Here is a 17,146-nt window from a genome sequence, read left to right on the forward strand (position 1 = left end):
AGCGATGGCCTCCGAAGCTCGTGGTGCCCCTGGCCGGGATCGAACCAGCACTCCTTGCGGAACTCGATTTTGAGTCGAGCGCGTCTACCAATTCCGCCACAGGGGCCACGCCATGGAGGTAGCATCGGCGCGGGCGCAAATCAACGCGACGCCCGCGCCGCGCGATTTGAGCCCGCGCGCGATAGGCTGTAGGAACGGCGCCGACGCCCGACCAGCCGAACTGGAGCACGACATGACGCAGCCCCGCCCCTTCGTCGCCGGGAACTGGAAGATGAACGGCCTCGCCGCCGCGCTCGCCGAGGCGGACGCCGTGAAGGCGGGGGCGGGCGCGCTCTCCGGGCGGGTCGACCTCGCGCTGTGCCCGCCGGCCACCCTCGTCCACCGCATGGCCGAGCGCCTGCGCGGATCCGGCGTCGCCGTCGGCGGGCAGGATTGCCATGCGCAGTCGACGGGTGCGCATACCGGCGACGTCTCGGCGGAGATGCTGGCCGACGCGGGCGCGACCCACGTCATCGTCGGCCATTCCGAGCGCCGCGCAAACCACGGCGAGAGCGACGCCGCCGTGCGCGCCAAGCTCGCGGCGGCGCATCGCGCCGGGCTCGTCGCGATCGTGTGCGTCGGGGAGACGCGGGAGGAGCGCGAGGCCGGCCGCGCCCTCGAGGTCGTGCGCGGGCAGCTCGACGGGTCGCTGTCCGAAGGGATCGCCGCGGCCACGACGGTGATCGCCTACGAGCCGGTCTGGGCGATCGGCACCGGCCTCGTGCCGACGCTCGAGGATATCGGAGAGATGCACGAGGCCGTGCGCGCGGCACTGGCGTCGAAGGCGCCGGCCGCCGAGGTCGCCGCCATGCGCATCCTCTACGGCGGCTCGGTGAAGCCCGGCAACGCCGCCGAGATCCTCGCTGTGGCCAACGTCGACGGCGCCCTGGTGGGCGGAGCGAGCCTGAAGGCTGCGGACTTCCTCGCCATCGCCGAGGCGGCGCCGCGGCGCTGAGGCGCCGCGGTCGGCCTGGCCGCGCCCCCGCTTGCACCGCGGGCGCGCCGTCTCCATCATGACGGGACGATGACGGGCGGCCCGAGCGCTGCCGGAGAGAGCGGCCGCCGAGGCGAGGAGGCGCAATGAGCGACGGCGAGACGGCGCAGCCCCAGCGCGGCGGGACGGTGGTGTCCTTCCCCGCCGCGCAGGCGCAGGACGCCCGGGTGTCTTTCGATCGCGACGAACTGCGGACGATCCTCAACGTCTACGGCCGCATGGTCGCCGCCGGCGAATGGCGCGACTACGCGATCGATTTCCGCAAGGACAAGGCCGTCTTCGCCGTGTTCCGGCGCGCCTCCGAGATGCCGCTCTACCGCATCGAGAAGGACCCCAAGCTCGCCCGCCGCCAGGGCGCCTACGCCGTCGTCGCGGCCTCGGGGCTCGTGATGAAGCGCGGGCAGGAACTCGGCCGCGTGCTGCGGGTGCTCGAGGGCAAGGCGCTGCGCGTCGTCGAGTGAACGCGGCGCGGAGCGAGCCCGGCGTCGCGGACCGCGCCCACACGGGCGTGCGCCGACGGGGCTGGAAATCGCCACGCGATTGCGCGAGGTGCGGGGAACCGGGATCACCAGCCGCGAGGAACAGACCGCATGCCCGTCTCGAAGGACGCTTTTTCCGAGGACGCCTGGGCGCGCAACGCCGCCGCCTACGAATCGATCCGCACCATGCCCTTCAACGCCGAGCTGGCGCAGGGCCGGCTCTCGCGCGAGCGCTTCGTCCACTACATCGTCCAGGACGCGCACTACCTGATCGGCTTCGGCCGCGCGCTGGCGCTCGCCGCCGCGAAGGCGCGCGAGCCGGAGCGGATCGTGCAGTTCGTCAAGGCGGCGGAGGGGGCGATCGTGGTGGAACGGGCGCTGCACGGCTCGTTCTTCGAGCAGTACGGCATCGACGCCGCAGCCTTCCGGGCCACGCCGGTCCAGCCGAGCGCGCACCACTACGTCTCCTACCTGACGGCGACCGCCTTCGCCGAGCCCTACGAGGTCGTGCTCGCGGCGCTCCTGCCCTGCTTCTGGATCTACGCCGAGGTCGGGCGCGACATCCACGGCCGCGCCGCGCCGCAGAACCCCTACCAGGCCTGGATCGACACCTATGCCGGCGAGGAGTTCCACGACGCCGTGGCGCGCATGATCGAGGCGACGAACGAGGCCGCCGCCGACGCGGCGCCCGGCCTCGTCGCGCGCATGCACGAGGCCTACACCGCGGCGACCCGGCTCGAGTACCTGTTCTGGGACGGCGCGTACCGGCTCGAGCGCTGGCCGGTTTGACGTGCGCCCGGCCCGCCTCGGCGCCCGGTCAGAAGGCCGGGCGCGGGGGCGGGAGCGGGGTCGTGACGGTGCGCGGCGTGTCCGGGGGCGGCAGGCCGGGGATCAGCGGCACGTTGCGCGGTGGCGGCAGGATGTTGAGCGGTAGGCCCGAACCCAGCGGGCTCGGGGCGGTCGCGGTCGCGGCGGAGGCCAGCGTCGGGGGCGCGGAGACGCCCTCCGGCAGGCCGAGGAACACGCGCACGGGCTGCGGCGCCCGGCGCGCCGGCAGGTCGACCCGCGGCAGGGTCGTGCGCTGCTGGGCGAAGAAGGCGAGCGCGTCGGAGGCGCCGGGCGTCGCGCCGGCGACGACGATCGCGTCCGTATCGTTGTCGCTCTCGCCGCCGCGGCGGCGGTTCGGGTCGCAGACGATCGGCCGCAGGTCCGGCGGCGACGTCACGGCCGAGCGTGGCAGCGAGGCGAGCGAGCGTCCTCCGCCGATGCCGAACAGGCCCCGCTGCGCGGTGAAGCCGTGCTCGAGCAGCGAGGCGGTGAGGGCCGTGCGCTCGTTCGAGGACATCTGGCCCATGACCACGGCGACGAGCCGCCGGCCGTTGCGCTCCGCCGTGGCGACGACGTTGAAGCCCGACGAGCAGACGTAGCCCGTCTTCATACCCGTCGCGCCGGGGTAGCGGCCGATGATGCCGTTGTGGTTCCTCATCACCGACGAGCCATAGACGATGGCGTCCATGCCCCAGAGCGCGCGGTGGCCGGGGAAGTCGCGCCACAGCGCCTGTGCGAGAAGCGCCATGTCCCGGGCCGTGGTGCTCTTGGAGAGGTCGGGCAATCCGCTCGGGTTCGTGAAGCGGCTGTCGGTCATGCCGAGCCGGCGGGCGGTGGCGTTCATCTCCGCCACGAACCTGTCCGCCGAGCCGCCGCCGAGGTTCTCGGCGATGGTCCAGGCGACGTCGTTCGCCGACTTCACCGAGATGATCTTGAGCGCGTTGTCGAGGGTGATCTGCGAGCCGGGCGCGAAGCCCATCTTCGACGGCGGCATCGAGGCCGCCTTCTCGGAGACGACGAGGAGCGAGTTCATCGAGGCGCGGCCGTTGCGTACCGCGTCGAGCGCGACGTAGGCGGTCATCATCTTCGTGAGCGAGGCGGGGTACCACGGCATCGTGGCGTTGCGCTCGAAGATGACGGCGCCGGTGTCGAGATCGGCCAGGAGCAGCGGCGCCTCGTCGATCTGCGCGCGCGCAGGCCCGGCGAGGGTGCCGAGCGCGGCGAGGAGGAGGAGCAGCGCGGCGACGAGGCCACGGGTGGTCGCGGCGGGCGGGAGTGCGATCGCGGCGATCGCTTGGAGAGGCGCGCGCATGAGCAGGGGTCGGGCTCCGGGCTCTTCGGGCGGGCGGGTGGACGCGACGGCGGCCGGGCGGCGAGGCGGGGGACCACGACGCGGACCATAGCGAAACGTGCGCTCTAATTCCAGATCGTGGCGGCAATTCGTTGACGGGGCGTGCATTCCTCGGTGCATGCCTCGGCTGCCGCGCCCGTGCTTGCGCGGCCGTGCCCGGACGTGCTCCTGAGAACGGACGCGTGCGCCCCTCGCCACGCGCGGGACGACGGACGCGCCGCCATGGACATCACCCTCCTGTGGATCCCGATCACGCTCGCCGCCGCCGTGGTGCAGACGGGGCGCAACGCCCTCCAGCGCGACCTGACCGCGCGCATCGGCACGATCGGGGCGACGCAAGTGCGCTTCCTCTTCGGCCTGCCCTTCGCCGCGCTCTTCCTCGTCGCCGCCCTGGCCGCGACCGGGGAGGCGCTGCCGCGGCCGGGCGAGGGCTTCGTGGGCTTCCTCGTCGTGGGCGCGCTCGCGCAGATCGCCGCGACCGCGCTGATGCTGGCGGCGATGCGCGAGCGCGCCTTCTCGGTCGTCACCGCCTACGTGAAGACGGAGCCCGTGCTCACCGCGCTCTTCGCCATCGCGGTGATCGGCGATCCCGTCACCGGGCCGATGCTCGCCGCGATCGCGGTGGCGACGGCCGGCGTGATCCTCGTCTCGCACACCCCGGGGAAGCTGACGGCCGGAGGTCTGCGCCCGGCGCTGCTCGGGCTGCTCGCCGCCGGCGGGTTCGGCCTCTCCGCGGTGGCCTTCCGCGGCGCCATCCTCGCCTTCGAGGACGGCGGCTTCCTGGTGCGCGCGACGACCGCGCTCGTCGCGGCGCTCCTGCTCCAGACGACGATCCTCCTCGTCTACCTCCTCGCGTTCGATCGTCGGGCGCTCGCGGGCTCGCTGCGCGAATGGCGCGGCTCGTCGACGGCGGGCTTCCTCGGCGCGCTCGCCTCGCAGTTCTGGTTCCTCGGCTTCGCGCTCACCTCGGCGGCGAACGTGCGCACGCTCGCCCTCGTCGAGGTGGTCTTCGCCCAGATCGTCTCGCGCCGTCTGTTCGCGCAGGCCACCACCCTGCGCGAACTCGCGGGGATGGCGCTCATCGTCGCGGGGGTCGGCGCACTGCTGTGGAAGGCGGTGTGAGCCGGGAGCGCACCCTACGGAAAGCTCCGGACCAGCTTGCGCGGCAGAAATGTCACACCATTTGAGGACTGAGCCGGTCGCTCCTCGGAGGGCCGGATGATGCGTCCCTCGGCGCGCGTGCCTCTCGAAGAGGGCGCCCGCCGTCCGTCATGAAGGTTTCGGCGATGAACATCGAGAAATATACCGAGCGCACGCGGGGCTTCCTCCAGTCCGCGCAGACCCTCGCCCTGCGCGAAGGTCACCAGCAGTTCTCCCCCGAGCACGTGCTCAAGGTGCTGCTCGACGACGGCGAGGGCATGGCCTCGGGGCTCATCGAGCGCTCCGGCGGCGACGCCAAGGTGGCGCGCCAGCTCGTCGAGCAGGCGCTCGCGCGCATGCCCAAGGTCGAGGGCGGCGGCGGCCAGCTCTACCTCCAGCCCTCCCTCGCGCGCGTCTTCGACGCCGCAGAGAAGGCCGCGGAGAAGGCCGGCGATTCGTTCGTCACCGTGGAGCGGCTCCTCCTCGCGCTCGCGGTCGAGAAGGACACCGAGGCCGGCAAGGCGCTCGCCAAGGCCGGCGTCACCGCCGCCTCGCTGAACCAGGCGATCAACGCCATCCGCAAGGGCCGCACGGCGGATTCGGCGTCCGCCGAGAACCGATACGACGCCTTGAAGAAGTACGCCCGCGACCTCACCGAGGCCGCGCGCGAGGGCAAGCTCGACCCGGTCATCGGCCGCGACGAGGAGATCCGCCGCGCGATCCAGGTCCTGTCGCGGCGCACCAAGAACAACCCCGTCCTCATCGGCGAGCCCGGCGTCGGCAAGACCGCCATCGTCGAGGGGCTGGCTCTGCGCATCGTCAACGGCGACGTGCCCGAGAGCCTGAAGGACAAGAGCCTGCTCGCGCTCGACATGGGCTCGCTCATCGCCGGCGCGAAGTACCGCGGCGAGTTCGAGGAGCGTCTGAAGGCCGTGCTGCAGGAGGTGACCTCGGCCGAGGGCGGGATCGTCCTGTTCATCGACGAGATGCACACGCTGGTGGGCGCCGGCAAGGCGGACGGGGCGATGGACGCCTCGAACCTGCTCAAGCCCGCGCTCGCCCGCGGCGAGCTGCACTGCGTCGGAGCGACGACCCTCGACGAGTACCGCAAGCACGTCGAGAAGGACGCGGCGCTCGCCCGCCGCTTCCAGCCGGTGTTCGTGTCGGAGCCGACCGTGGAGGACACGGTCTCGATCCTGCGTGGGCTCAAGGAGAAGTACGAGCAGCACCACGGCGTGCGCATCACGGACTCCGCCATCGTGGCGGCGGCGACCCTGTCGAACCGCTACATCACCGACCGCTTCCTGCCCGACAAGGCGATCGACCTCGTCGACGAGGCCTCCGCGCGCCTGCGCATGCAGGTGGACTCGAAGCCCGAGGAGCTCGATTCCATCGATCGCGAGATCGTGCGCCTGAAGATCGAGGGCGAGGCGCTCAAGAAGGAGACGGACGCCGCCTCGAAGGATCGGCTCGTGAAGCTCGAGGCCGAGCTCGCCGATCTCGAGGAGCAGTCCGCCGCGATCACGGCGCGCTGGCAGGCGGAGAAGAACAAGCTCGGCCGCGCTGCCGACCTCAAGAAGCGCCTCGACGAGGCCCGCACCGAACTCGCCCAGGCCCAGCGCAAGGGCGAGTACCAGCGCGCCGGCGAGCTCGCCTACGGCGAGATCCCCCAGCTCGAGCGTGAAGTCGCCGCGATCGAAGCGGCGGGCGGCGACGGGGACGCGAAAGGCATGATGGAGGAGGCGGTGACGCCCGACCACGTCGCCTCCGTCGTCTCGCGCTGGACCGGCGTGCCCGTCGATCGGATGCTGGAGGGCGAGCGCGAGAAGCTCCTGCGCATGGAGGAGGCGATCGCCAAGCGCGTCGTCGGCCAGGCCGAGGCGGTGATCGCCGTCTCGACCGCGGTGCGCCGCGCCCGCGCGGGGCTCCAGGACCCGCACCGGCCGATCGGCTCGTTCATGTTCCTCGGCCCAACGGGCGTGGGCAAGACCGAGCTGACCAAGGCGCTGGCGCAGTTCCTGTTCGACGACGAGACGGCGCTCGTCCGGCTCGACATGTCGGAATACATGGAGAAGCACTCGGTCGCCCGGCTGATCGGCGCGCCTCCGGGCTACGTCGGCTACGAGGAGGGCGGCGCGCTCACCGAGGCCGTGCGCCGGCGACCCTACCAGGTCGTGCTCTTCGACGAGATCGAGAAGGCGCATCCGGACGTGTTCAACGTCCTGCTCCAGGTGCTCGACGACGGGCGGCTGACGGATGGGCAGGGCCGCACGGTCGACTTCCGCAACACGCTCGTGATCATGACCTCGAACCTGGGCGCCGAGTACCTGGTGAACCAGCCCGAGGGCCAGGACACGGACGCCGTGCGCGACGAGGTGATGGGCGTCGTCCGCTCGGCCTTCCGGCCGGAGTTCCTCAACCGCGTGGACGAGGTGATCCTCTTCCACCGCCTCCAGAAGAGCGAGATGGGCGCCATCGTCGACATCCAGATGCGCCGGCTCGCGCGGCTGCTGGAGGAGCGCAAGATCGTGGTCGAGCTCTCCGACGAGGCCCGCGACTGGCTCGCCGACAAGGGCTGGGACCCGGCCTACGGCGCGCGGCCCCTCAAGCGCGCGATCCAGAAGTCCGTGCAGGACCCCCTCGCCGAGCTGATCCTGTCGGGCGCGGTGAAGGACGGCGAGACGGTGCCGGTGACGGTCGGCCCGCTCGGGCTGATGATCGGGGAGTACGCGGCGGGGGAGGACCGCGCGGCGCGGCCGAAGCCGGCCGGGGCGGCGCTGCACTGAGGACGGGGAGGGAAGGGCCGCCTCGGACGAGGCGGCCCTTCGTGCCGCTGGTGAGCCGACGTAAACCATCGGCGTGCGACGACGCTCCACGGGCCTCGGCGGCTGGTGCATTCCCGAATCGGAGCGAACGGAATGGACGCGTTTCTCATCTTCATGGCGATCATCGTCGCGATCGTCGTCGCCACCATCTTCGCGGGCATCAAGACGGTGCCGCAGGGCGAGCAATGGACCGTCGAGCGGTTCGGGCGCTACACCCGCACCCTCGACTCGGGACTCAACATCATCGTGCCCTTCATCGACGCGATCGGCCGCAAGCTCTCGATCATGGAGCAGGTGCTGGACGTGCCGGCACAGACCGTGATCTCGCGTGACAACGCCTCGGTGATCGCCGACGGCGTGGTGTTCTTCCGCGTCCAGGACGCGGCGCGTGCCGCCTACCAGGTCAAGGACTTGCAGGAGGCGATCGTCAACCTGACGACGACGAACCTGCGCTCGGTGATCGGCTCGCTCGATCTCGACGACGTGCTCTCCAAGCGCGCCGAGATCAACGAGACGCTGATGGCGATCATCGACGAGGCCACGAATCCCTGGGGCGTCAAGATCATGCGCATCGAGATTCGCGACCTGCGCATGTCGGACGACCTGCAGGCGGCGATGAACCTCCAGATGACGGCGGAGCGCCGCCGCCGCGCCTCGGTCACCGAGGCCAACGGCCTGCGCGAGGCGGAGGTGCTGAAGGCCCAGGGCATGCGCGAGGCGGAGATCCTCAAGGCGCAGGGCCTGCGCGAGGCCGCCTTCCTCGAGGCGGAGGCGCGCGAGCGTGCCGCGGAGGCCGACGCCAAGGCGACGCAGATGGTCTCGCGCGCGATCGCCGAGGGCGACATCCAGGCCGTCCAGTTCTTCCTCGGCCAGAAATACGTCGAGGCCTTGCAGGCGATCGGGTCCTCGGCCAACTCCAAGCTCGTGCTGATGCCGCTCGAGGCCGCCGGCGTCACCGGCGCGATCGCCGGGGTGGGCGAACTCGTGCGCACCATGCAGGGCCCGGCTGCGCAGGGCACGACGGGCACGACGCGGACGTGAGCGCGAACGGGCGGGAGGAGGGACGATGACGACGCTGCTCGAGACCGTGTTCGACGCGAGCTGGGCCTGGCTGATCGCCGGCGTGGCCGTCGCCGGGCTGGAGATCGTGGTGCCGGGCGTGTTCCTGCTGTGGATCGGCCTCGGCGCGCTCGCGACCGGGCTCGTCCTCACCCTCCTGCCGGATCTCCCGCTCGCCTGGCAGCTCGCGACCTTCGCCGCGAACATGCTCGCGGCGGTCGGCCTGGGGATCCTCCTCCAGCGCAAGGGCGCGACCGATCCGGCGGCGTCGACGCTCAACCGCGAGCTCGCCGGCCTGGTCGGCACGCGCACCGTGGCCGTGACGGCGTTCGCCGCCGGGCGCGGGCGCATCCGCGTCCAGGACACGACCTTCGCCGCGTCGAGCGCCGACGCGCTCGCTCCGGGTGACCTCGTCGAGATCGTCGGCATCGAGAACGACGAGCCGGTGGTCCGCCGGGCCGAGGCGGCGCGCGAGGTGCCTCTCGACAAACCCTCCGCCATCGGCTAAAGCGCCCCACAATTCAAAACAGGACGCCGAAATCCCGCGCCGGTCGTCACGGCCGCGCAACGGCAGGAGTTGGACCGATGAACATCATTCAGCAGCTCGAGCAGGAGCAGATCGCCAAGCTCGGCAAGACCATCCCGGATTTCGAGCCGGGCGACACCGTGATCGTGAACGTGCGCGTCCGCGAAGGCGACCGCACCCGCGTGCAGGCCTACGAGGGCGTGTGCATCGCCCGCAACGGCGGCGGCATCCAGGAGAGCTTCACGGTTCGCAAGATCTCCTACGGCGAGGGCGTGGAGCGCGTCTTCCCGGTCTACTCGCCCATGATCGAGTCGATCGACGTCGTGCGCCGCGGCAAGGTCCGCCGCGCGAAGCTCTACTACCTGCGCGATCGCCGCGGCAAGTCGGCCCGCATCGCCGAGCGCACCGATCGCCGCGCCCAGCGCCAGCGCGACGTCGAGAACCAGGCCCGCGCCGAGAAGACCGCGGCCGAGAAGGCGGCCAAGGAGGCCGCCAAGCAGGCCGCCGCGGCGGGCAACGCCGCGGAGTGATCCGCTCCTCGCGCTCCGGCGCGGCAGGCGTGTGCGCAGCGCGGCCCCATCACGGCCGCGCTGTTTCGTTTTCGGATGCCCCACGCGGCGGCGGGACGCCTTGCACGGCGCGCGCGCGTCGCTAAGTTCGGGCGGCACGGTATCCACGAGGTCGAGACGATGACGAAGCCCCGCACGATGTACGACAAGATCTGGGACGACCACGTGGTCGACACCCAGCCGGACGGGACCTGCCTCCTCTACATCGACCGCCACCTCGTGCACGAGGTCACCTCGCCCCAGGCCTTCGAGGGCCTGCGCGTCGCCGGCCGCAGGGTGCGCCAGCCGAGCCGCACCCTCGCGGTCGTGGACCACAACGTGCCGACGACCGACCGCTCGAAGGGTATCGCCGATCCCGAGAGCGCGATCCAGGTGGAGACGCTCGCCCGGAACGCCGCGGAGTTCGGCGTCGAGTACTACGACGAGCGCGACGCCCGCCAGGGCATCGTCCACGTGGTCGGGCCCGAGCAGGGCTTCACGCTGCCGGGCACGACGATCGTGTGCGGCGACAGCCACACCTCCACCCACGGCGCCTTCGGGGCGCTCGCCCACGGCATCGGCACGTCCGAGGTCGAGCACGTGCTCGCGACCCAGACGCTGATCCAGAGGAAGGCGAAGAACATGCGCGTGCGCGTCGAGGGGGATCTCCCCGCCGGCGTCACCGCCAAGGACGTCATCCTCGCCATCATCGGCGAGATCGGCACCGCCGGCGGAACCGGCTCGGTGATCGAATATGCCGGCTCGGCGATCCGGGCGCTGTCGATGGAAGGCCGCATGACGGTCTGCAACATGTCGATCGAGGGCGGCGCCCGCGCCGGCCTGATCGCGCCCGACGAGAAGACCTACGCCTACCTGAAGGACCGCCCGAAGGCGCCCGAGGGCGAGGCTTGGGATCGGGCGGTGGCCTATTGGGAGAGCCTCAAGACCGACGAGGGTGCCCATTTCGACCGCGAGATCGTGCTCGACGCGGCGAACCTGCCCCCCATCGTCTCCTGGGGCACCTCGCCGGAGGACGTCGTGTCGGTCGCGGGCGTCGTGCCCAACCCCGACGAGATCGAGGACCCGAACAAGCGCGCGTCGAAGTGGCGTGCGCTCCAGTACATGGGCCTCGAGCCCGGCACGCGGATCACCGACATCACGCTCGATCGCGTCTTCATCGGCTCGTGCACGAACGGCCGCATCGAGGACCTGCGGGCCGTGGCGAAGGTCGTCGAGGGCAAGCGCGTGGCCGACACGGTCTCCGCCATGATCGTCCCGGGCTCCGGCCTCGTGAAGATGCAGGCGGAGGCCGAGGGCCTGCACGAGATCTTCCTCGCCGCCGGCTTCGAGTGGCGCGAGCCGGGCTGCTCCATGTGCCTCGCGATGAACGCCGACCGGCTCTCGCCGGAGGAGCGCTGCGCCTCGACCTCGAACCGCAACTTCGAGGGCCGCCAGGGCTTCAAGGGCCGCACGCACCTCGTCTCCCCGGCGATGGCGGCCGCCGCCGCCATCGCGGGGCGGTTCGTGGACGTGCGGGAGATGGCGGGGATGGAGACGGCGGCGCAGTGAGGCGCCGCCGCCAGGAGGCTGCGTCCGTGCCCACCACCCCGCCTCGTCGCCCGCATCCCGACGACGACGCCCGCGCGGCGGAAGCCCGCCGCACGCTCGAGCGCGTCGACCAGGACACCGAGACGATCGGCCGTTCGGCCGGCGCGAAGATCGGCAAGCGCATGGCGGACCATTTCGGCGGGCGCGACGCTCCCGGCGCGGGGCCGAACGGCGAGGCGGACCCGATGGAGGTCTGGGGGCGTCGGATCGGGCGGGCGCTCGCGGTGCCGTTCTTCGTCTTCCTCCTCGTGTGGCTCGGCTTCACGCTCGGCTGGTACTGAAGACGATGGCGCATCCAGGCGACGACCTGCTCGGGCTCAAGGCCCCCGCCCTGGAGGAGTTCGAGCGCCTCGCGGAGGAGGCCTTCGCGCGCCTGCCGCGTACCTTCCGCGACCTCGCGGCGAACGTGATCGTGCGCGTCGACGACTGGCCCGACGAGGAGACGCTCGCCGAGCTCGAGGCCGAGAGCGAATACGACCTGCTCGGCCTCTTTCGCGGCATCGGCCTCGCGGAGGCCGGAGAGCCGATGTCCGGCCAGTTCCCCAACATGATCTGGCTCTACCGCCGCCCCATCCTCGACTACTGGGCCGAGCACGACGAGACGCTCGGCGCCATCATCGCCCACGTGCTGATCCACGAGATCGGCCACCATTTCGGGCTCTCGGACGAGGACATGGAGGCGTTGGAGGCGCAGGTGGGATGAGGCGCCCGCGTCTCGTCTGGCGTATGATATCGGATCGTGATATCAGATGGCGTTGAGCAGCAAGCATCGGATCACCCTCGGGGCGATCTTCGCCGATCCGGTCCGCGCCGATATCGCCTAGCGGGAGATCGAGGCGCTGCTCCGGGCCGTCGGAGCCGAGATCAGCGAAGGCAGCGGATCTCGCGTTCGCGTCGCGCTGAACGGCGTGCGTGCCGTGTTCCACCGCCCCCATCCGGCGAAGGAGACGGACAAGGGGGCCGTGAAGTCCGTGAGGCGCTTTCTTCAGGAGGCGGGTGTCGCACCATGACGACGATGACCTACAAGGGCTACGAGGCCGCCGTCGAGTACGACGAGGACGCCGAGCTCTTCCACGGCGAGGTGATGAACCTGCGCGACGTCGTCACCTTTCAGGGACGCTCCGTAGACGACCTCAAGTCCGCGTTTCAGGAATCGATCGAGGACTACCTCGCTTTCTGCCGAGAGCGCGGCGAAGAGTCCGAGAAACCATTCTCCGGCAAGTTCGTCGTCCGCATCGATCCGGGCCTGCACAGGGAGCTGGCCACCGCCGCGCGTCGCGCCGGTCTCAGCCTCAACAAATACGTTTCGAAAGCGCTCGAACGCGTGGCGGGCTAGAGCATCATCCCAGCGAGTGGATGCCGGTCGCGGGAAGTATGATGCGAGAAAACTCTAGCGTCACTCCCCCTGCCTGAGCGCCAGCGCGGCCCCCACCGTTCCCACCACCGCCGTCACCAGCGTGATCGCCGCGAGGATCATGAGCGGCGTCCCGAAAGGGATGTCGCCCCCCCGTGCCGCGTTCGCCGCCGAGACGCCGAAGATCAGGGTCGGGATCATCAGCGGCAGCACCAGGATCGCCAGGATCAGCCCGCCGCGGCGGATCGTGGCGGTGAGCGCGGCGCCGACCGCGCCGATGAAGGTGAGCGCCGGCGTACCGACGAGCAGCGTCACCGAGACCGCCGCCATGCCGACCCAATCGAGCGCGACGAGCAGCCCGAAGAGCGGGGCCGCGAGGGCGAGCGGCAGGCCCGTGGTCAGCCAATGCGCGATCACCTTGGCGAGCACCACGAGCTCGAGCGGCAGGGGCGAGGCCGTCATCAGGTCGAGCGAGCCGTCCTCCTCGTCGGCCTGGAACAGGCGGTCGAGGCCGATGAGCGTCGCGAGCACGGCGCCGATCCAGAGGATGGCCGGGCCGATCCGCGAGAGCAGGTTCAGGTCGGGCCCGAGCCCGAAGGGCACGAGCGTCACGATCATCAGGAAGAAGACGAGGCCGAGCCAGCCGGAGCCGCCGACGCGGGCCGACAGCTTCAGGTCCCGGCGCACCAGGGCGAGGAACGCGGTCACCAGCCGCCCTCCGCATCGAAGGCCGCCGCGTCCGAGCGCGCCGCGGCGGGCTCGATGACGAGTCGCTCGGGGTTCTCGAGCCCGAGCGCCTGGTGGGTGGCGACGACGAGCATGCCGCCGCCGGCGAGATGGGACCGCATCAGGTCGGCGAGCGTCTCCTGCGAGGCGACGTCGAGCGCCGAGGTCGGCTCGTCGAGGAGCCAGAGCGGGCGGTGCGCGACGAGGAGCCGCGCCAGCGCCGTGCGCCGGCGCTGGCCGGCCGAGAGATAGGCGACCGGCAGGTCGTGGGCGTGCCCGAGGCCGACGCGCTCCAGGGCCTCGCGCGAGGAGAGTCCGCGGGCGCCGAGCAGGTCGGCGGCGAAGGCGAGGTTCTCGCCGGCGGTGAGGGCGCTCTTGAGGCCGTCGCGGTGGCCGACGAGGTGCAGGCTCTCGGCGAGCGTGCGCTCGCCCGCGCCCTCCAGCGCGACGCGGCCCGCGGCGGGCCGCAGGCGCCCCGACAGGATCGCGATCAGCGTCGACTTGCCCGCCCCGTTGCGCCCGGTCACGACGAGCGCCTCGCCGGGCCCGAGCGCGAAGGACACCCCCTCGAAGATGCGCCGGCCGGAGCGACGGCTCTCCAGATCCTCGACGACGAGACGCAACGGCCAAATTCCACTTCAGCATTAGTCCGGACTGGATCGCGGACATGTAGCGCGGCGCGCGCAAATCGACTATAGGGGCCGTTGGCTGCGCCGTGCCGCGTGACTGACGTCCTAACCGTTTTCGCGCGCATGAGAAGTCCGGGCGCTCCCGGAGCGGCGCGCGCAACCGCGCATCAGGCCGAAACCAACCGTCCGTTCAACGCGCACGCGAGGATTCGCCAGTGACGTCGCTCGATAGCTTCAAGGCCCGCCGCACCCTCACGGTCGGCGACAAGACCTACACCTACTACTCGCTCACCGAGGCCGAGAAGAACGGCCTCGAGGGCGTGACCCGGCTGCCCTTCTCGCTCAAGGTCCTGCTCGAGAACCTGCTCCGTCACGAGGACGGGCGCACGGTCACCAAGGACGACATCGAGGCCGTGGGCGCGTGGCTCGACGACCGCGGCAAGGCCGGTCGCGAGATCGCCTACCGCCCCGCCCGCGTCCTGATGCAGGACTTCACTGGCGTGCCGGCAGTGGTCGACCTCGCCGCCATGCGCGACGGCATCGCCGCGCTCGGCGGCGATCCGGCGCGGATCAACCCGCTGGTGCCCGTCGACCTCGTGATCGACCACTCGGTCATCGTCGACGAGTTCGGCACGCCCAGGGCGTTCGATCGCAACGTCGAGCTGGAGTACCAGCGCAACGGCGAGCGCTACCGCTTCCTCAAGTGGGGCCAGTCCGCCTTCGACAATTTCTCCGTCGTGCCGCCCGGCACCGGCATCTGCCACCAGGTCAACCTCGAGTACATCTCGCAGACGGTCTGGGTGCGCAAGGATCCGGAGACGGGCGAGGACGTCGCCTACCCGGACACGCTGGTGGGCACCGATTCGCACACGACCATGGTCAACGGGCTCGCCGTGCTCGGCTGGGGCGTCGGCGGCATCGAGGCGGAAGCGGCCATGCTCGGCCAGCCGGTCTCCATGCTCATCCCCGAGGTGATCGGCTTCAAGCTCACCGGCAAGCTCAAGGAAGGCGTGACCGCGACCGACCTCGTGCTCACCGTGACCGAGATGCTGCGCAAGAAGGGCGTGGTGGGCAAGTTCGTCGAGTTCTACGGCCCCGGCCTCGAGGACATGCCCGTCGCCGACCGCTCGACCATCGGCAACATGGCGCCGGAATACGGCGCGACCTGCGGCCTCTTCCCCATCGACCGGCGCACGATCGACTACCTCGAGGTGTCGGGCCGCGAGGAGGACCGCATCGCGCTGGTGCGCGACTACGCCAAGGCGCAGGGCATGTGGCGCGAGGCGGACACGCCGGACCCGGTCTTCACCGACACGCTCGAGCTCGAGCTCTCCGACGTCGTGCCCTCGCTGGCCGGCCCCAAGCGCCCGCAGGACCGCGTGCTTCTCACCAACGCCAAGCCCGCCTTCGAGGGCGCCATGGCGAGCGAGTTCAAGAAGCCGCTCGACGGCGAGCGCTACAAGGTCGAGGGCACGAACTTCGACGTGGGCCACGGCGACGTGGTGATCGCGGCGATCACCTCGTGCACCAACACCTCGAACCCCTCGGTGATGATCGGCGCGGGCCTGCTCGCCCGCAACGCGGTCGCCAAGGGCCTCAAGGTGAAGCCCTGGGTGAAGACCTCGCTCGCACCCGGCTCGCAGGTCGTGGCCGAGTACCTCAAGGACGCCGGCCTCCAGGACGATCTCGACGCGCTCGGCTTCAACCTCGTCGGCTTCGGCTGCACGACCTGCATCGGCAATTCCGGCCCGCTGCCGCCGCCGGTGTCGAAGGCGATCAACGACAACGACCTCGTCGCCGTCTCGGTGCTCTCGGGCAACCGCAACTTCGAGGGCCGCGTCAATCCGGACGTGCGGGCGAACTACCTCGCCTCGCCGCCGCTGGTCGTCGCCTACGCGATCGCCGGCTCCATGCTGGTCGACGTGGCGAGCCAGCCGCTCGGCACGGGCTCGGACGGCGAGCCGGTCTACCTCAAGGACATCTGGCCCTCGGCCTCCGAGATTCAGGAATTCATCGACCGCACCGTGACGCGCAAGCTCTTCCGCGAGCGCTACGCCGACGTGTTCACCGGCGACGACAACTGGCGCGCGGTCGAGATCGAGGGCGGTCTGACCTACGAGTGGCAGATGGGCTCGACCTACGTGCAGAACCCGCCCTATTTCGAGGGCATCACGAAGGATCCGGAGCCGATCACCGACATCGAGAACGCCCGCGTGCTGGGCCTCTTCCTCGATTCGATCACGACGGACCACATCTCGCCGGCCGGCAACATCCGCGTCGCCTCGCCCGCGGGCGCCTATCTCCAGAGCCATCAGGTCGCGGTGGCCGACTTCAACCAGTACGGCACCCGTCGCGGCAACCACGAGATCATGATGCGGGGCACCTTCGCCAACATCCGCATCAAGAACCAGATGGTGAAGGACGAGAGCGGCGCGATCGTCGAGGGCGGCTACACGATCCACCACCCGTCGGGCGAGCGGATGTTCATCTACGACGCCGCCATGCGCTACGCGGAGGAGGGCGTGCCGCTCGTCGTCTTCGCCGGCAAGGAGTACGGCACGGGCTCGTCCCGCGACTGGGCGGCGAAGGGCACGAAGCTGCTCGGCGTGCGCGCGGTCGTCGCCCAGTCCTTCGAGCGCATCCACCGCTCGAACCTGGTCGGCATGGGCGTGATGCCGCTCGTCTTCGAGGAGGGCACGTCCTGGCAGTCGCTGGGGCTGACCGGCGCCGAGCAGGTGAGCCTGCGCGGTCTCTCGGACGTGAAGCCGCGCCAGACGGTGATCGCCGAGATCACCCGCGCCGACGGCTCCAAGCTCGAGGTGCCGCTCGTGTGCCGCATCGATACGCTCGACGAGCTCGAGTACTATCGCAACGGCGGCATCCTGCACTACGTGCTGCGCTCGCTCGCGGCGTGAGACTCGAGCGATCCGGGGTGACCACGGTGTCATCCCGGATTGCGAAGCAAGTCCGGGACCCAGAATCACGGGTGTTCGTAGAGCGGCGTGCATACGCCGTGGCGGGAACGGCTCCCGGCGGCGTT

17 protein-coding genes and 1 tRNA gene are annotated in these 17,146 nt (G+C 70.8%); 14 read left to right on the forward strand and 4 right to left on the reverse strand.

Going from position 1 to position 17,146, the window contains the following annotated elements; translation table 11 throughout:
* Positions 1 to 21: 21 nt before the first annotated feature.
* A tRNA-Leu gene (locus AB9M23_RS12235) sits at positions 22 to 106 on the reverse strand.
* Positions 107 to 232: 126 nt separating this feature from the next.
* Here AB9M23_RS12235 and tpiA point away from each other — a divergent pair.
* From tpiA to tenA, 3 genes are all read left to right on the forward strand, one after another.
* The gene (gene tpiA / locus AB9M23_RS12240; RefSeq protein WP_372424829.1) at positions 233 to 994 is read left to right on the forward strand and encodes a triose-phosphate isomerase; all 762 of its coding nucleotides are present in this window, start codon (positions 233 to 235) and stop codon (positions 992 to 994) included.
* A 125-nt stretch (positions 995 to 1,119) separates the two neighbouring features.
* Complete coding sequence (locus AB9M23_RS12245; RefSeq protein ID WP_372424830.1) at positions 1,120 to 1,494, forward strand: DUF2794 domain-containing protein; 375 nt, start codon at positions 1,120 to 1,122, stop codon at positions 1,492 to 1,494.
* Positions 1,495 to 1,623: 129 nt separating this feature from the next.
* Positions 1,624 to 2,301 carry a thiaminase II gene (tenA, locus tag AB9M23_RS12250; RefSeq protein WP_372424831.1) on the forward strand — a complete coding sequence of 226 codons (678 nt, stop codon included), beginning with the start codon at positions 1,624 to 1,626 and terminating at the stop codon, positions 2,299 to 2,301.
* Positions 2,302 to 2,329: 28 nt separating this feature from the next.
* On the opposite strand, the gene AB9M23_RS12255 is transcribed toward tenA, so the two are convergent.
* Positions 2,330 to 3,652, reverse strand: coding sequence for a D-alanyl-D-alanine carboxypeptidase family protein (locus tag AB9M23_RS12255; protein WP_372424832.1), 1,323 nt, complete (start codon positions 3,650 to 3,652; stop codon positions 2,330 to 2,332).
* A 261-nt stretch (positions 3,653 to 3,913) separates the two neighbouring features.
* On the opposite strand from AB9M23_RS12255, the gene AB9M23_RS12260 reads away from it, so the two are divergent.
* From AB9M23_RS12260 to AB9M23_RS12305, 10 genes are all read left to right on the forward strand, one after another.
* Positions 3,914 to 4,813, forward strand: coding sequence for an EamA family transporter (locus AB9M23_RS12260; RefSeq protein ID WP_372424833.1), 900 nt, complete (start codon positions 3,914 to 3,916; stop codon positions 4,811 to 4,813).
* 164 nt (positions 4,814 to 4,977) lie between these two features.
* The gene (gene clpB / locus AB9M23_RS12265) at positions 4,978 to 7,617 is read left to right on the forward strand and encodes an ATP-dependent chaperone ClpB (RefSeq protein WP_372424834.1); all 2,640 of its coding nucleotides are present in this window, start codon (positions 4,978 to 4,980) and stop codon (positions 7,615 to 7,617) included.
* A gap of 132 nt (positions 7,618 to 7,749) precedes the next feature.
* On the forward strand, positions 7,750 to 8,697 hold the full coding sequence (locus AB9M23_RS12270) for an SPFH domain-containing protein (protein ID WP_372424835.1): 948 nt from the start codon (positions 7,750 to 7,752) through the stop codon (positions 8,695 to 8,697).
* A gap of 25 nt (positions 8,698 to 8,722) precedes the next feature.
* Positions 8,723 to 9,223, forward strand: coding sequence for an NfeD family protein (locus AB9M23_RS12275; protein ID WP_372424836.1), 501 nt, complete (start codon positions 8,723 to 8,725; stop codon positions 9,221 to 9,223).
* Positions 9,224 to 9,300: 77 nt separating this feature from the next.
* Positions 9,301 to 9,771, forward strand: coding sequence for a 50S ribosomal protein L19 (rplS, locus tag AB9M23_RS12280; protein WP_372424837.1), 471 nt, complete (start codon positions 9,301 to 9,303; stop codon positions 9,769 to 9,771).
* 159 nt (positions 9,772 to 9,930) lie between these two features.
* The gene (gene leuC, locus AB9M23_RS12285) at positions 9,931 to 11,358 is read left to right on the forward strand and encodes a 3-isopropylmalate dehydratase large subunit (RefSeq protein ID WP_372424838.1); all 1,428 of its coding nucleotides are present in this window, start codon (positions 9,931 to 9,933) and stop codon (positions 11,356 to 11,358) included.
* A 26-nt stretch (positions 11,359 to 11,384) separates the two neighbouring features.
* Positions 11,385 to 11,678 carry a hypothetical protein gene (locus AB9M23_RS12290; RefSeq protein ID WP_372424839.1) on the forward strand — a complete coding sequence of 98 codons (294 nt, stop codon included), beginning with the start codon at positions 11,385 to 11,387 and terminating at the stop codon, positions 11,676 to 11,678.
* A 5-nt stretch (positions 11,679 to 11,683) separates the two neighbouring features.
* Positions 11,684 to 12,100: a metallopeptidase family protein gene (locus AB9M23_RS12295; protein WP_372424840.1), complete on the forward strand. Its 417-nt coding sequence runs from the start codon at positions 11,684 to 11,686 to the stop codon at positions 12,098 to 12,100.
* Positions 12,101 to 12,227: 127 nt separating this feature from the next.
* Positions 12,228 to 12,407, forward strand: coding sequence for a type II toxin-antitoxin system HicA family toxin (locus tag AB9M23_RS12300; RefSeq protein ID WP_372424937.1), 180 nt, complete (start codon positions 12,228 to 12,230; stop codon positions 12,405 to 12,407).
* Positions 12,404 to 12,733 carry a type II toxin-antitoxin system HicB family antitoxin gene (locus tag AB9M23_RS12305; RefSeq protein ID WP_372424841.1) on the forward strand — a complete coding sequence of 110 codons (330 nt, stop codon included), beginning with the start codon at positions 12,404 to 12,406 and terminating at the stop codon, positions 12,731 to 12,733. Before AB9M23_RS12300 ends, AB9M23_RS12305 begins: the two co-directional genes overlap by 4 nt.
* A 60-nt stretch (positions 12,734 to 12,793) precedes the next feature.
* On the opposite strand, the gene ccmB is transcribed toward AB9M23_RS12305, so the two are convergent.
* Complete coding sequence (ccmB, locus tag AB9M23_RS12310; protein WP_372424938.1) at positions 12,794 to 13,462, reverse strand: heme exporter protein CcmB; 669 nt, start codon at positions 13,460 to 13,462, stop codon at positions 12,794 to 12,796.
* Positions 13,456 to 14,100, reverse strand: a complete 645-nt coding sequence (gene ccmA, locus AB9M23_RS12315; RefSeq protein WP_372424842.1) for a heme ABC exporter ATP-binding protein CcmA — start codon at positions 14,098 to 14,100, stop codon at positions 13,456 to 13,458. Before ccmA ends, ccmB begins: the two co-directional genes overlap by 7 nt.
* A 221-nt stretch (positions 14,101 to 14,321) precedes the next feature.
* On the opposite strand from ccmA, the gene acnA reads away from it, so the two are divergent.
* The gene (gene acnA / locus AB9M23_RS12320; RefSeq protein WP_372424843.1) at positions 14,322 to 17,021 is read left to right on the forward strand and encodes an aconitate hydratase AcnA; all 2,700 of its coding nucleotides are present in this window, start codon (positions 14,322 to 14,324) and stop codon (positions 17,019 to 17,021) included.
* The last annotated feature ends 125 nt before the right edge of the window (positions 17,022 to 17,146 follow it).

The organism is Salinarimonas chemoclinalis (assembly GCF_041514305.1).
Lineage (GTDB): Bacteria > Pseudomonadota > Alphaproteobacteria > Rhizobiales > Beijerinckiaceae > Salinarimonas > Salinarimonas chemoclinalis.

Excerpts from the sequence above, each read along its gene's own strand:
- AB9M23_RS12275 (WP_372424836.1), top strand. The coding sequence starts at position 8,723 with ATGACGACGCTGCTCGAGACCGTGTTCGACGCGAGCTGGGCCTGGCTG.
- AB9M23_RS12255 (WP_372424832.1), bottom strand. The coding sequence starts at position 3,652 with ATGCGCGCGCCTCTCCAAGCGATCGCCGCGATCGCACTCCCGCCCGCC.
- AB9M23_RS12260 (WP_372424833.1), top strand. The coding sequence starts at position 3,914 with ATGGACATCACCCTCCTGTGGATCCCGATCACGCTCGCCGCCGCCGTG.
- AB9M23_RS12305 (WP_372424841.1), top strand. The coding sequence starts at position 12,404 with ATGACGACGATGACCTACAAGGGCTACGAGGCCGCCGTCGAGTACGAC.
- clpB (WP_372424834.1), top strand. The coding sequence starts at position 4,978 with ATGAACATCGAGAAATATACCGAGCGCACGCGGGGCTTCCTCCAGTCC.
- AB9M23_RS12295 (WP_372424840.1), top strand. The coding sequence starts at position 11,684 with ATGGCGCATCCAGGCGACGACCTGCTCGGGCTCAAGGCCCCCGCCCTG.
- tpiA (WP_372424829.1), top strand. The coding sequence starts at position 233 with ATGACGCAGCCCCGCCCCTTCGTCGCCGGGAACTGGAAGATGAACGGC.
- AB9M23_RS12270 (WP_372424835.1), top strand. The coding sequence starts at position 7,750 with ATGGACGCGTTTCTCATCTTCATGGCGATCATCGTCGCGATCGTCGTC.
- rplS (WP_372424837.1), top strand. The coding sequence starts at position 9,301 with ATGAACATCATTCAGCAGCTCGAGCAGGAGCAGATCGCCAAGCTCGGC.
- AB9M23_RS12245 (WP_372424830.1), top strand. The coding sequence starts at position 1,120 with ATGAGCGACGGCGAGACGGCGCAGCCCCAGCGCGGCGGGACGGTGGTG.
- tenA (WP_372424831.1), top strand. The coding sequence starts at position 1,624 with ATGCCCGTCTCGAAGGACGCTTTTTCCGAGGACGCCTGGGCGCGCAAC.
- leuC (WP_372424838.1), top strand. The coding sequence starts at position 9,931 with ATGACGAAGCCCCGCACGATGTACGACAAGATCTGGGACGACCACGTG.